The organism is Rhodopila sp. (assembly GCF_965276935.1).
In the GTDB taxonomy this organism is placed as follows: domain Bacteria; phylum Pseudomonadota; class Alphaproteobacteria; order Acetobacterales; family Acetobacteraceae; genus Rhodopila.
The window spans coordinates 597725-611116 of the sequence record NZ_CBDIBS010000002.1; the positions used below are offsets into that span (position 1 = coordinate 597725).

Annotated in this window: 12 protein-coding genes; 4 read left to right on the forward strand and 8 right to left on the reverse strand. The window is 64.3% G+C overall.

Translation table 11 applies throughout. From position 1 onward, the window contains the following. On the forward strand, nt 1–405 hold the full coding sequence (locus tag ACQY4S_RS05790) for a DUF2237 family protein (RefSeq protein WP_428484240.1): 405 nt from the start codon (nt 1–3) through the stop codon (nt 403–405). 153 nt (nt 406–558) lie between these two features. On the opposite strand, the gene ACQY4S_RS05795 is transcribed toward ACQY4S_RS05790, so the two are convergent. From ACQY4S_RS05795 to ACQY4S_RS05805, 3 genes are all read right to left on the reverse strand, one after another. Further along, nucleotides 559–2094: a S41 family peptidase gene (locus tag ACQY4S_RS05795; protein ID WP_428484241.1), complete on the reverse strand. Its 1536-nt coding sequence runs from the start codon at nt 2092–2094 to the stop codon at nt 559–561. Further along, nucleotides 2085–4178, reverse strand: coding sequence for a ribonuclease R (gene rnr / locus ACQY4S_RS05800; protein ID WP_428484242.1), 2094 nt, complete (start codon nt 4176–4178; stop codon nt 2085–2087). Before rnr ends, ACQY4S_RS05795 begins: the two co-directional genes overlap by 10 nt. 214 nt (nt 4179–4392) lie before the next feature. Then, on the reverse strand, nt 4393–5466 hold the full coding sequence (locus ACQY4S_RS05805) for a polyprenyl synthetase family protein (protein WP_428484243.1): 1074 nt from the start codon (nt 5464–5466) through the stop codon (nt 4393–4395). 298 nt (nt 5467–5764) lie between these two features. Here ACQY4S_RS05805 and ACQY4S_RS05810 point away from each other — a divergent pair, with 298 nt between their 5' ends. Both ACQY4S_RS05810 and ACQY4S_RS05815 read left to right on the forward strand, forming a co-directional pair. Continuing rightward, nucleotides 5765–5971, forward strand: coding sequence for a DUF2007 domain-containing protein (locus ACQY4S_RS05810; protein ID WP_428484244.1), 207 nt, complete (start codon nt 5765–5767; stop codon nt 5969–5971). Then, a complete protein-coding gene (locus ACQY4S_RS05815; protein WP_428484245.1) occupies nt 5968–6690 on the forward strand; it encodes a tRNA1(Val) (adenine(37)-N6)-methyltransferase in 723 nt (240 codons plus the stop codon). The genes ACQY4S_RS05810 and ACQY4S_RS05815 overlap by 4 nt, the downstream gene beginning before the upstream one ends. Nucleotides 6691–6706: 16 nt before the next feature. Here the strand turns inward: ACQY4S_RS05815 and ACQY4S_RS05820 are convergent, their stop codons facing one another. Beyond that, nucleotides 6707–7012, reverse strand: a complete 306-nt coding sequence (locus tag ACQY4S_RS05820) for a hypothetical protein (RefSeq protein ID WP_428484246.1) — start codon at nt 7010–7012, stop codon at nt 6707–6709. A gap of 294 nt (nt 7013–7306) precedes the next feature. Next, a complete protein-coding gene (locus tag ACQY4S_RS05825; protein WP_428484247.1) occupies nt 7307–8356 on the reverse strand; it encodes a ribonucleotide-diphosphate reductase subunit beta in 1050 nt (349 codons plus the stop codon). Nucleotides 8357–8737: 381 nt separating this feature from the next. Between ACQY4S_RS05825 and ACQY4S_RS05830 the strand changes: the two genes are divergently transcribed. After that, on the forward strand, nt 8738–10513 hold the full coding sequence (locus ACQY4S_RS05830) for a thiamine pyrophosphate-requiring protein (protein WP_428484248.1): 1776 nt from the start codon (nt 8738–8740) through the stop codon (nt 10511–10513). A gap of 200 nt (nt 10514–10713) precedes the next feature. On the opposite strand, the gene ACQY4S_RS05835 is transcribed toward ACQY4S_RS05830, so the two are convergent. From ACQY4S_RS05835 to ACQY4S_RS05845, 3 genes are all read right to left on the reverse strand, one after another. Then, the gene (locus ACQY4S_RS05835) at nt 10714–11868 is read right to left on the reverse strand and encodes an epoxide hydrolase family protein (protein ID WP_428484249.1); all 1155 of its coding nucleotides are present in this window, start codon (nt 11866–11868) and stop codon (nt 10714–10716) included. Nucleotides 11869–11968: 100 nt separating this feature from the next. Beyond that, nucleotides 11969–12679: an ABC transporter ATP-binding protein gene (locus ACQY4S_RS05840; protein WP_428484250.1), complete on the reverse strand. Its 711-nt coding sequence runs from the start codon at nt 12677–12679 to the stop codon at nt 11969–11971. Then, the gene (locus ACQY4S_RS05845; protein WP_428484251.1) at nt 12669–13391 is read right to left on the reverse strand and encodes an ATP-binding cassette domain-containing protein; all 723 of its coding nucleotides are present in this window, start codon (nt 13389–13391) and stop codon (nt 12669–12671) included. Before ACQY4S_RS05845 ends, ACQY4S_RS05840 begins: the two co-directional genes overlap by 11 nt. Nucleotide 13392: the final 1 nt, after the last annotated feature.

The following is a 13392-nucleotide window of genomic DNA, read 5'->3' on the forward strand; positions in this document are numbered from 1 at the left end:
ATGCCCTTCGACGAACATGGCCAGCGCCGCGGCCGGCGGCCTTCGCGCAACGTGCTGGGTGGCCCGATCGCGGTCTGCTCCAGCGAACCGATGACCGGTTTCTTTCGCAACGGCTGCTGCGAGACCAGTCCGGAGGACCTGGGAAGCCATACGGTCTGCGCCGCTGTGACGGCGGCGTTCCTGGCATTCAGCAAGGCCAGGGGCAACGACCTTTCCATGCCCCGGCCTGAGTTCGGCTTCGCCGGGTTGAAGCCGGGCGATCACTGGTGCCTCTGCGCACCCCGTTGGCAGGAGGCGCTGGAGGCCGGTGCGGCACCCCAGGTCGTGTTGCGCGCCACCGAGGAAGGTGCCTTGCGGCACTGCAAGCTGGAGGACCTGACGCGGTTCGCGATCGACTTGACGTAATACCGTCCGGTGCAACGGCCGACGCTGCCGCGCCACCTCCATCGTCAGTCGGGTCGCCCGGACATGACGGGGACAAGGCGGTTCCAGGCCATCAACTGGGAGGTAACTGTACCTCTGACGCCATGCGGCCGCCACCGGCCTGATGGTGCCGCGCTACCGGTCCAACATCGGCGGCAACAACGCCGCCGCATACGCCACCGGATCGGCAATCAACGCTTGGGCGGCGACCAGATCGGCTGGCCGGCCTTCAGCCGCCGGGCACGGCGCGCGAAGCGTAAGCGCCTCGAGCGGCGCGACCGGAGCACGCGCCGCCCGTTCCGCCTTGATGGCCGGCGCCATCGGCTGCAAGCCAGCCGAAAGCGCCGCGAGCTGCCGGTTCAGCGCCTCCCAGCCCAGGCTGGTGCACACCTGCGGCAGCACGCCCAGCGCTTGCAGCGGCCAGCCGAGGGGCGCCGTCACACGGCTCCAGGTCACCAACAACTCGCCGCCGTCAGGCAGCGGATCAATCGTCTGCACCAGGCCCTTGCCCAGGGTCGCGCTGCCGACCACCACGGCGCGTCCACGATCGGACAGAGCGGCCGCCAGTACCTCCGCCGAGCTGGCGGTGCGCCCATTGACCAGCACAACCAACGGCACGTTCTCCGCCAACTCGCCTTCCGCTGATCGCCAGATATGGCTGGCGTCCGCATCGCGGCCGGTGGTCGTGGCGATCACCCCGGCGGGCAGGAAGCTGTCCGCCGCGGTGACCGCCTGTCGCAACAACCCGCCGCGGTTGTCCCGCAGGTCCAGCACGATGCCGGCAACCGGATGCGGTTCCGCCAGCATGTCCCGCACCGACAAAGCGATGTGCGACGCCGTGCTCATGCTGAAGCTGGTGATCCGCAACACCAGCATATCGGCATGACGTTCGGCGAAGACCGTCTCGGAAGGCACCGTGATCCGGATCAGCCTCGCATCCCGCGTGCGTCCGTCGCGCCCGCGCCAGCACAGCGTGACGGCGGAGCCTTCCGGGCCCGCCATCAGGGCACCGATTGTCCTGGCATCCCGGCTCTTGGTACGCTGACCGTCGACGGCCAGAAGAATCGCCCCAGGTTGAATACCAGCGATCGCGCCGGGACTGTCTCGCACCACCGCCCTGACGGTCATCAGCCTGCCACGCTGGCCTATGGTAAGCCCAAGACCAGCGCGGCCCGCCCGCCTTGTGCGATCCTCCCCCGCCTCGGTGGGCGGAACATAGCGGGAGTAGGGATCGATATGACTGAACAGCTCATCGAAGAACCCCTGAACGATGCCCTGGGCGCCGGCACGATGAACCGCTGGCGATGCGGCATATCCGGCCGAGGTCATCAGCACGGCAATCCGTGCCCAGGTCGCCGGCGCCTCGTCGTTCGGTGCCATCAAGTCCAGCAGCATCTTGTCCTGCCGGGACATCTGCAAGTGTCCGTCCTTCTGGACTGTCGTGATCTCCGGATCGAGGGCAGTCAGCCCTTGCAGCCCCCAAAGCGTCAATTGCGAGACTGGAACGGCATTGAGGATGCGCGGCGTGATGAAAGTCAGCGACTCAGTATAGAGTGAAACGAGCCTGTCGGTGGCAAACAGATTGCCGACTGACGATACTTCGCCGGTCTGGGCTTGTACTCGTCCAACGCCGAACAGCACCAGCAGGACCGAGATCCGGATTATTGCCAATGAGGCCGCTTGCCTCTTTGGGGCTGCCTCGGGTGGGGCCGCCTGTTGTCACCACCTTGCAGAATGTGAAACACCAACCCGCCGGTGACGGCGTTTGCCTCGCTCAGCAGGACATCCACGTCTTGTGCCAGGCGAAACACCACATGCGTGCGGCGGCCGGTCAGGGTCTGCTCCCGTTCATCATGCTGCCAGTAATCATCAGGGAGATTCGCCATGGGGATGAGACCACTGGCGCCGGACTCCGCAACCGTTACAAACAGGCCGAAACGCGTCACGCCTGATATGCGCGCGGCGAAGCACGATCCGACTTTCTCCGCCATGAAGGCAGCCAGATAACGATCGATCGCATCGCGTTCCGCAAGCTGGGCTCGCCGTTCCGTCTGGGTGATGTGGTCACCGGTCTGCTGCAACGCGGCAGCCTGATCGTCCGCCGGTCCGTCCGAGCCAAGCCGCAGACCCTTGATCAGGCCGCGATGCACCAGCAGGTCGGCATAGCGGCGGATCGGGCTGGTGAAATGCGCGTAGCGCGACAATGCTAGGCCAAAATGACCAATATTGTCGGGGCTATAGGCCGCCTGGGACTGGCTGCGCAACATGACCTCGTTGACCAGCGTTGCTTCCGGCGTGCCGGCTACCTGGCGCAGCACGTGATCGAGGTCACGCGGATGCAGTCGGTTGGCGGCTGGCAAGGAGACGCCGAGCGTGGCAAGGAAACCGCGCAGTGCATCGACTTTCTCGTCGGACGGCGGCGCGTGCACCCGGTACATGCAGGGTTGATGCAAACGTTCCAGTTCCTCGGCCGCCGCGACATTGGCCAGGACCATGAACTCCTCGATCAGGCGATGACTGTCCAGACGCGGCCGCGGCGCCACGCTGCTGACATGCCCCTGGTCGTCCAGGACCACCTTGCGTTCGGGCAGATCGAGGTCAAGCGTGCCGCGCGCCTGTCGGGCGTCGAGCAAGGCACGGAACGCGGCGTAAAGATGCGGCAGGGGCAGGCCGAGGTCCTCATCCCTGTCCCGCGCGGCCTGCACCGCCTCATAGGTCAGGCGCGCGGCACTCCGCATCAATCCGCGGCCGAAGCGATGGGCGGTCTTGCGGCCGTGGCGGTCGATGCGCATGTCGACGAACAGGCAGCCCCGGTCTTCGTTCGGGCGCAGGCTGCACAGGCCGTTGGACAGGGCTTCCGGCAGCATCGGCACGACACGATCGGGAAAGTAGACGCTGTTGCCGCGGTTGTGACCGGCCTCGTCCAGCGCCGAACCGGGCCGCACATAATGCGCCACGTCGGCGATCGCGACGATCAGGCGAAAGCCGCCTGGACTGTCGGCATCCGGTTCGGCATAGACCGCGTCGTCGAAATCGCGGGCATCCGCGCCATCGATGGTGATCAGCGCAATCCCCCGCAGGTCGGTGCGCCGCCCGAGCCGGACGCCGCGCGCACGCGACGCTTCGGCCAATGCGGCCGCGGAAAACGCCTGCGGGATGTCGTGGGTGTGGATCGCGATAAGACTGATCGAACGAGCGTCGCCCAACCGGCCGAGCCGCTCGATCACCCGCGCCGGCTTAAGTCCGAGACGGTGCTGCTGGGCCAGCGGTTCCGCCAGCACGATCTCATCCGCTTCGGCGCCCGCCGCCTCACCCGCGGGAACGATCCATTCCGCTTTTGAGCGGCGGTCGGTCGGGATGATGCGATTTTCGCCGCGTCCGGGCCGGAACACGCCCAGCACCCGGCCAGGCGTCTCGGACAAGCGCTTCAACGTTCGTCCCTCATAGCGTCCGGGACCGATCGGCTTCAGCCGAACCAGGACCTTCTCGCCAGGCGCCAGGGCGGGACGGCCGGGCAATTCGGGTTGCATCAGGATCAGCGGCGGTGCCCCGAAGGTCTTGTCCCAGGTCGCCGGCCTGCCTACCGCATCACCGTCCGGATCGGTGCCAGTGACCTGAACGACCGCCGTTTCCGGCAGCCGGCCGACGACAGAACGAAAGAGTTGACGATGGTTCGTGAACGTTTTGTCCCGTGGAGCTTGCCCGTTGTCAGGCTGCCTGCCCGGTTGGGCCGCACCGCGGGCCTGATGCTTCATTCGTTTCGCCACTGGCTTCGCAATCGCGAACCTCCTTTACATCAAGGTGCCACAGGCGCCGCAGGTGTGCCACGTCGGTTTACAGATGCTTTCGAATTTTTCCGCGCGCACGGGGCGCAGGCTGTCGGCGGCCCGTCGAACCACGGACAGGCTATGGTGGCAGACCAGCCATGTCGCCATCCACCCTGCCGGCTTAACCACGCGCAAAATGGTTTTACCGGATCCGCTGCACCGTGTAATCCGCGACATCGGCGAGCGCCTGCCTGATCGGACAATCCGAGAAGATCATCAGCGCATTTCTGGCTTCTGTCGCAAACCGCTTGGCCCGGCCCAAGGTGGCGTCGATCGCGCCATGCTCCGAGATCAGGCGCATCGCCTGATCCAGATCCGAGTCCTGCTGGTCCAGCGTCTCGATTGTCCGCTGCCAGAACGCCTTTTCCCGCTCATTGCCCGCCAGGAACGCAACCAGGACCGGCAGGGTAATCTTGCCCTCCCGGAAATCATCGCCGACGGTCTTGCCCAGAGTGGCTTGATCCGCGACGTAATCCAGCGCGTCATCGACAAGCTGGAACGCGATCCCGAGCTTCATGCCGTATTCCGCCAATGCGGCTTCCTCCCGCTCCGGCCGGTCGGCGACCACGGCGCCAACCTGGCAGGCGGCCGCGAACAGCGCGGCGGTCTTGCCCTTGACAACGTCGAGATACCGCGCCTCGGTCGTCGAAAGATCGTTTTGCGTGGCAAGTTGAAGAACTTCACCCTCGGCGATCGTCGCGGCCGCTTTCGAGAGAATCGCCAGAACCTTGAGGGAGCCGTCATCGACCATCAACTGAAAGGCGCGCGCGAACAGAAAGTCGCCGACCAGAACCGACGCCTTGTTGCCGAACACCGCGTTGGCCGAGGCCAGACCCCGGCGCAACCGGCTTTCATCCACCACGTCGTCATGCAGCAAGGTCGCGGTATGGATGAACTCGACGCAGGCCGCCAGATCGACATGCCGCGTTGCCCCATCCTGGCACAGGCCGTCCTGGCGTGGATAGTCGCACAAACGAGCCGCGGCGAGGGTCAGGAGAGGCCTCAGGCGCTTGCCCCCCGCGGCAACAAGATGTGCGGCAAGCTGTGGAATAAGCGCCACCGGGCTGTCCATCCGGGCGACGATCACGCGGTTGCACGCTTCCAGGTCGTGATGGACCAGGGCAACCAGCGTCGTCAGCGCATCCTCGGTTCCACGCGCGGCTGGACCGGACACGGGCGCCGCATCTAGATTGAATGGACTGGCGACGCCGGCCAACTGGTTCTCCCCACAGCCTCAACGGCGTGATCTTCATATCGGGCGGCGACAAAGAGGGTCAAGCCAGCACGCGCCGGCATATTCGCTTGTCGCCGGTTGCACCGCCTGTCCGATGGCGCGCGGTCTTGTGATGACCGCCCCGAGCCTGGCACAAGACCAAGGCAACGGCCCACCGTGCAATCTTTGCTCAGCCGTGCTGGAACAACGTGATTATCTCATGGCCCATCCCCGTGACCTGCCGCTTTTGCCGGTCGAGTTCCATGTTGCGGCGGACCATCATCCGGCTCACGATCGATAAATGCGCACGATTGTCACATCTAACAATCCCGTCAGACTGTCGTTCCTGACGGCGCTTCTGACAGACGCCGGGATCGAGACCGTGATGCTGGACACCCATGCCAGCATTGCTGAGGGCAGCGGTGCGGCAATCCCACGACGGCTGGTCGTCGCGGAGGAAGATTTCCCACGCGCCTGCCGCATCTTCCGCGAGGCTGGCGAGTGGTGACGACGGAAGGCCGCCTGCTGGATGGCCGGCTGGTCTACCATCAGCCAGCCTCGGGTTTCCGCAGCGGGATCGAGCCGGTACTGCTCGCCGCCGCGGTTCCCGCCAAACCAGGTGACCGGATCCTGGAAGCGGGAACCGGGGCAGGCGCGACCTTGCTCTGCCTGCACGCCCGCGTGCCCTGCATCCGATCGCTCGGCATCGAGGTTGATGAAGCGATGGCCCGACTGGCGGCGGCTAATGCCAGGGCCAACGGCTTCACTGGCATCGAGGTCAACCCAGGCCGCATTGAAGCCGCGGCGCCCCATCAGGCATTCGACCACGCCCTTGCCAATCCGCCCTACCATCCAGCCTGCGGCTCGGCATCCCCAGACCACGCGAGGGACGTTGCCAAACGCGCGTCGCAGACCCTGGTCCAGGCGTGGATCGCGGCTTTGTCCGGTCAGCTGCGCGACCGCGGCAGCCTGACCCTGATCGTGCCGAGTGCCCTGCTGCCGACCTGCGTGACCGCAATGGCCGAGTCGCGCTGTCCCTGCACCGTGATCTATCCGTTGTGGCCAAGGATCGGACAGTCGGCAAAACTTGTGATGATCCGTGGCATACGGAATTCACGCACGCCGATGCGATTGGCACCGGGCCTCGTACTGCATCAGTTGGACGGAACCTTCTCGGAGACCGCGCAGTCCATACTCCGCGACGGTGCGGCCCTAGCCATCGACTAGGTTGGACACTAGGCGATTACATCTCGTCCGCATCGGGATGACGCAGGTGCCACAACCGCTCATGCGCGGCCACCAGGCTTTCCATGTTGCGGCGACGTGTGCCATCCGGTGTCAATGGACGGCGAGTCAGCATCATTTCCAGGATATGCAGGAGCTGTTCGCTGACTTCGAAATCCCCCTGATCGCAGGCGTGATGGAAGGCAATCAGGATTTTGTCCGACAGGCGCCGGCTGTATCGCGGCGCGCCGCCAGGGGTTGTTTCGCGACCGGTTTCGTCCTCATGATGGCTCACCGGGTCCCTTACCATGATGGTGCCTGCCATTGAGTTCTCCTAATGGTGCATCGGCGCACCGTATCACCGTGAAAATCCTGTCGGGGCTGCTGATAGGCTGTAGGCCTGTTCCAGGACCAGTAATGCATATTGAAGCGCACCAGCCGTGAATAAGGCGTTAACGTGAACGCAGGTCCTCAAAAAAAACGAGGCACAGCAAAAATAATCCTAAACAGCCGAGATATTTTGGCGAATTTGTCAGGATAGTTTCATTGCAATTAACGTACTAGCTCCGTTCGCGGCTCAAGCCATGATCGTGCGCGGCACGCCCGTCGTCTGGCCGCCTCAGCCAAGGGCGGCAGGCAGGCGCGCGGCATTTCCGCTCGCCGCCGTATTGGCGAAGGCTTCTTCCCAGGTCCCAGAGGTCGAAGCCTTGCTGTACTCGGTGGCGCGGTTCTCAAAGAAGTTGGCGTGCTCAACGGCATTCAACATCTCGTCCAACCAGGGCAACGGGTTCTTGGCAACGTGAAACAGCGCATTCAGGCCAAGCTGGATCAGCCGGCGGTCGGCGATGTAGCGGATATACTGCTTCACCTCTCGTGCATTCAGCCCTTGGACCGGTCCCTGCTCGAAGGCAAGGTCGATGAAGGCATCCTCATGCGACACGATGGTCGCGCAGCTCAGGTAGATCTCCCGGCGTAGTTCATCCGTCCAAAGATCCTGGTTTTCCTGAATGAACGTGCGAAACAACCGGATCACCGAGTTGCAGTGCAGGCTTTCGTCGCGGACCGACCAGGTGACGATCTGCCCCATGCCCTTCATTTTTCCAAAGCGCGGGAAATTCAGCAGGATGGCGAAAGAGGCGAAGAGCTGCAAGCCTTCAGTAAAGGCGCCGAACGCCGCCAGCGTCTTGGCAATTTCAAACCGCGACGCAATCGAAAACCCCTGCATGTAGTCGTATTTGTCCTTCATCTCCTTGTATTTCAGAAACGCCTGATATTCGATCTCCGGCATGCCGATGGTGTCGAGCAGATGACTGTAGGCGGCGATGTGCACGGTCTCGATATTGGAGAAAGCCGACAGCATCATCAGCACTTCAGTCGGTTTGAACACCTGCGAATAGTGCTTCATGTAGCAGTTGTTCACCTCGACATCCGCCTGCGTGAAGAAGCGGAAGATCTGCGACAGAAGATTACGCTCCCCATCCGAGAGGTTGCGGTGCCAGTCCTTGACGTCGTCGGCGAGCGGAACTTCCTCCGGCAGCCAATGGACGCGCTGCTGGGTCAACCATGCTTCATACGCCCACGGATAGCGGAAAGGCTTGTAGACCGGGTTCTCCGTCAGCAGGTCGAACCTGATCGGATGTTCGTCGGCGGCGTTCGCAATTCCATCCATGCCCGACTGGCCTTTCCCTTGCTGTGAGGCTGAGGCGTCCGAATCGCGGCGCGCCTGATCCTACTGATTGTGGTCATCTGGACGTCCAGACGCAATAGCTAGTAGCACGTCGCAAATGATCACCGGCCTTATTGTAGCACGGCCGTTGTCGAATGCAGCCAGCACATGATGGTAGGCAGGATTTCACCTGGCAACAGGTCAGGTGGACAGTGTCCGGACCATCCGCGAAAGTCTGATGTTCCGGTTCGCGTCAAGATGACCGCCAGCGCTGAACCAGTCGAGGTATGAGGCCACGGATCGTGCTGTTCCCGGCCATGAGTGGCGCCCGGCGAGGCTGACCGGCGCCGCCGCGGGCGGACCGGGCGGCGCAAAAACCACAACATGGCCTGTGACCGCCCAGGCCCGTCGCCGTACAGACGTTGCCATGGCTCTAACCCGGTCCTACCGTTCGTCGTCAGGCGCCGCGGACCCAATGCGGACTGGGGCGTGGATACCTGCATCAAGGCAACACCAGCGTGGAGGAAGAAGCGGATGAAAGTCGGTCAGGCTGTCGCCGAGATCATGAAGCGGGAAGGGATCGAGATCCTGTGCGGCTACCCCGTCAACCACCTGCTGGAATTCGCCGCCGCCGCGGACATCCGCCCGGTCATCGTGCGGCAGGAACGCATCGGCATACATATGGCGGACGCGATCTCGCGGGTCACCTCCGGCCGCAAGATCGGCGCTTTCTGCATGCAGCACGGCCCGGGCACCGAGAACGCCTATGGCGGCGTGGCACAGGCTTTCTCCGAATCCATCCCGATGCTGTTGATCCCGCAGGGCTATCCCCGCCGCCTCGCGCACATCGACCCCAACTACAGCGCCGTGCGGGAGATGCGGGGAATTTCCAAACGCGCCGAACCGGTGTTCATGCCGCATGAGGTGGCCAACGTCATGCGGCGCGCGTTCAGCGCCATCCGCAACGGCCGCAGCGGGCCGGCGATCGTCGAGATCCCCACCGACATCTGGAACGAGGAGATCGGCGACATCGACTACACCCCGGTTGGCGCGCCGAAATTCGGGCCGGACCCAGCCGAGGTCCGCAAGGCCGCCGCCGCGATCCTGGCCGCCAAGCGCCCGGTCATCTATGCCGGCACCGGCGTTCAATGGGCCGAAGCCTGGCCGCAACTGCGCGAATTCGCCGAGTTGCTGGGTGCCCCCGTCACCACCAGCCTGGGCGGCAAGAGCGCCTTCCCAGAAAACCACCCCCTGTCGCTCGGCTCGGGCGGCAACGCGGTGCCGAAGCCGGTGCACCACTTCATCACCAACGCCGATCTGATCATCGGCATTGGTTGCTCATTTACCGAAACAAACTTCGGTATCAAGTTTCCCAAGGGCAAGAAGATCATTCATTCGACCTTGGACCCCAACCACCTCAACAAGGACGTGGTGAGCGAGATCGGCCTGGTCGGCGACGCCGGCCTGACCTTGAACGCACTGATCGGGGAGCTGCGGCAGACCCTCAAGTCCAACCGCGACGCCTCCGCGGTGGTGGCGGAGATCACCGGCATCCGCGAGGAATGGATGGCGCAGTGGCGCCCGCTGCTGAACTCGAACGAGGCGCCGCTCAGCCCGTACCGGGTGATCTGGGAACTGATGAACACGGTGGACCCGAAGAACACCATCATCACGCACGACGCCGGCAGTCCAAGGGACCAGATTTCGCCGTTCTGGGTGTCGACCGAGCCGATGTCCTATATCGGCTGGGGCAAGACGACGCAGTTGGGCATGGGCCTGGGCCTGGCGATGGGGGCGAAGCTGGCCAAGCCGGACAAGCTGTGCATCAACCTGTGGGGCGATGCGGCGATCGGCTTCACCGGCATGGACTTCGAGACCGCGGTGCGAGAACGTATCCCCATCCTGTCGATCCTGCTGAACAATTTTTCCATGGCGATCGAGCTGAAAGTGATGCCGATCTCCACCGAGAAGTATCGTTCCACCGATATCTCCGGCGACTACGCGGCAATGGCGCGGGCCTTCGGCGGCTATGGCGAGCGGGTGACGCAGCCGGAGGATATCAAGGCGGCGATCCAGCGCGGGATCGAGCAGACGCAGGCGGGCAAGCCGGCGCTGCTGGAGTTCATCACGGCGAAGGAGACGCGGGTTTCGAAGTTCTGAGGCAGCAAGCGCGGGGCGCTGCCCCGCACCCCGCCAAGGGCGGATGCCCTTGGAACCCTTCCATTAAGGGGTTTGGGGAGGAGGGGGCTAATCGGGCGTTTCATCCATCTCCGTCGCCCCCTCCTTCCCAAACCCCTTATTCAATGGCATCAAAGGGGGCGTCGCCCCCTTTGCGGGTGCAGGGCAGCGCCCTGCCCTTGCTACCTCAAACCGCGAAAAAACGCCGCTATCTCCGCCGCCAGCGCCTCCGGCTGCTCCATCGCCGCGAAGTGCCCACCGCGCGGCATCTCGGTCCAGCGCTGAATGTTGGTATACATCTGCTGCGCGACCGAGCGCGGCGGCCGTATGATCTCCTTCGGAAAGGCACAGTAGCCCATCGGCACATCGACCGTCGCACCGCTGGGGATCGGCCATTGCCCATGCTTCCTGGCATAATAGGGCCAGAACGAAGAACCAATGGCGCCAGTGAACCAGTACAATGAAACGTTCGCCAGAAGATGATCACGGCTGATCGCCGATTCGGGATCACCATTGCAGTCGGTCCAGGTCCGGAACTTTTCCGCGATCCATGCGGCAAGGCCAGCCGGTGAGTCCGTCAGGCCGTAGGCTAAGGTCTGCGGCTTGGTGCCCTGAATCCACTGGTAACCGGTTTCCTCCTTCAGCCACGCGGCCAGCTCGGCGAAATAGCGTTGCTCTGCCTCGGTCGGATTCGGTGGCGGCGGCCGATCCCGCTGGATCGTTAAAAGGTTGATATGAATGCCGATCACGCCGGCGGCGTGCGCAACGCCAAGGCGGGACGCGGTGAACGCGCCATAGTCGCCGCCCTGCGCCGCATAGCGCCTGTAGCCCAGCACGTCGGTCATCAGGTCGGCGAAGCAGGCGGCGATGGCTTCGATGTCGAAGCGCGGCTGCCCTGGCGTGAACGACAGGCCGTAGCCCGGCAGCGATGGCGCCACCACGGTGAAGGCGTCAGCCGGATCGCCGCCGAATCGGGCCGGATCGGTCAGCCGCGGAATGATATCGAGGAATTCGTATACCGATCCCGGCCAGCCGTGCATCAGCAGCAGCGGCATGGGCGCCGGCCCTTGTCCCGGAACGTGCAGGTAATGCAGGTCGATGCCGTGCAGCGGCACCTTGAACTGCGGGAACGCGTTCAGCGCCGCCTCCTGCGCGCGCCAGTCGAACTGGTCCCGCCAGTACGGCACCAGCGTCTTCATGTAATCCAGGTCGGTGCCATAGGCCCAAGGTGCATCCGGCGCCTGATCCGGGAAACGGGTCAGAGCGAGGCGAGTCTTCAGGTCGGCGATGTCGCTGTCTGGAACGGAAAGGGTGAACGGTACGGGTGTCGGCGCCACCACAGGCATCCTTGCTGACGAATGGACAGCATGCGCCCGATCGAGTGTGGGTCAAGCCGCCCTGCCCCGGCGCGCCGGACGGACCCCGAGTGATTTCCACCTACAGCAGCAGGTGCTGCCGTACGCTCTCCTGCGAGACCTCGCCCATCGGAATCTGCGCGACGACCTGGCCTTTCTCCATCACGTAGCAACGCTCCGCCAAGGTCAGGATGGTGTCCAGGTTCTGCTCCACGAACAGGATCGTGGTGCCGATGTCGTGACGGATCGAGCGCAGCACGCGGACGATCAACTGCACGATGTTGGGCTGCACGCCCTCCGACGGTTCATCGAGCAGGATCAGGTCGGGACCCCCGATCAGCGCCCGCCCGATGGCAAGCTGCTGCTGCTGACCGCCCGACAGGGTGCCAGCCATCTGCCGGCGCCGCTCCTTCAGGATCGGGAAGTAGCCGTAGATCAGGTCGCGGCGCCCGCCCGGCCCGCCGCCGCCGGCCGACTGGCCCACCAGCAGGTTCTCCTCGACCGTCATGCGCGGGAACACGTCGCGGCCTTGCGGAATATAGCCGATCCCCTGACGCGCGCGGTCATCGGCGGCCATCCGCGTGATGTCGGCGCCGCGGTAACGGATGCTGCCTCGGGTGGCGCGCAGCAGGCCGATCAGGCATCGCATCATCGTCGTCTTGCCGACGCCGTTGCGGCCGATCAGCGCGACGATCTCCCCACGGCCGATGCGCAGGTCGACATCCTGCAGCACCGGCGTCGCGCCATAGCTGGCGTGCAACCCGACCACGTCCAGCAGGATGTCAGGCGGCATTCGGCGTCCCCAGGTAGATCTCGGCGACGCGCGGATCGGCGACGATGTCCGCCACGCTGCCGCGCGCGAAGATCGCACCCAGGTGCAGCACGGTGACGGCGGTGGCGATCTGTCGGACAAACGCCATGTCATGCTCGACCGCCAGCACCGTCATGCCACCGGCACTGAGGCGCTTGACAAGTTCGCCGGTGCGCCAGGTTTCCTCGGGCGACAGACCGGCTGTCGGCTCATCCAGCAGCAGCAGGCTGGGGCGCAGCGCGACCGCCATGCCGATCTCCAGCCATTGCTGCTGACCGTGCGACAATTCCCCAGCCAACCGCGTTGCGCTGGCGACCAGGCCGAGAAGGTCGAGCAGGCGCTCTTCCTCCCGCGGAAGGTCGGCGGCGGCGACATGATGCTGCAGCGCGATGTGCAGGTTCTGCCGCACCGGCAGCGCCTTGAACACGCTTGGCGTCTGCATCTTGATGCTCATGCCCCGCTGCACGCGGGCGAACGGCGGGTCCCACGTGACGTCGTGGTCACGAAAATGGATGGCGCCGCGGGTCGGCGCATAGGTGCCGACCACCAGCTTGAACAGCGTGCTCTTGCCGGCGCCGTTTGGCCCAATCAGGCAATGGATGTCGCCGATTTCCACTGTCAGGTCGACATCCCGAACAGCGAAGAAGCCGCCAAAGCTCTTGCTTACGGTATCGATGCGCAACAGTGCGGCCATC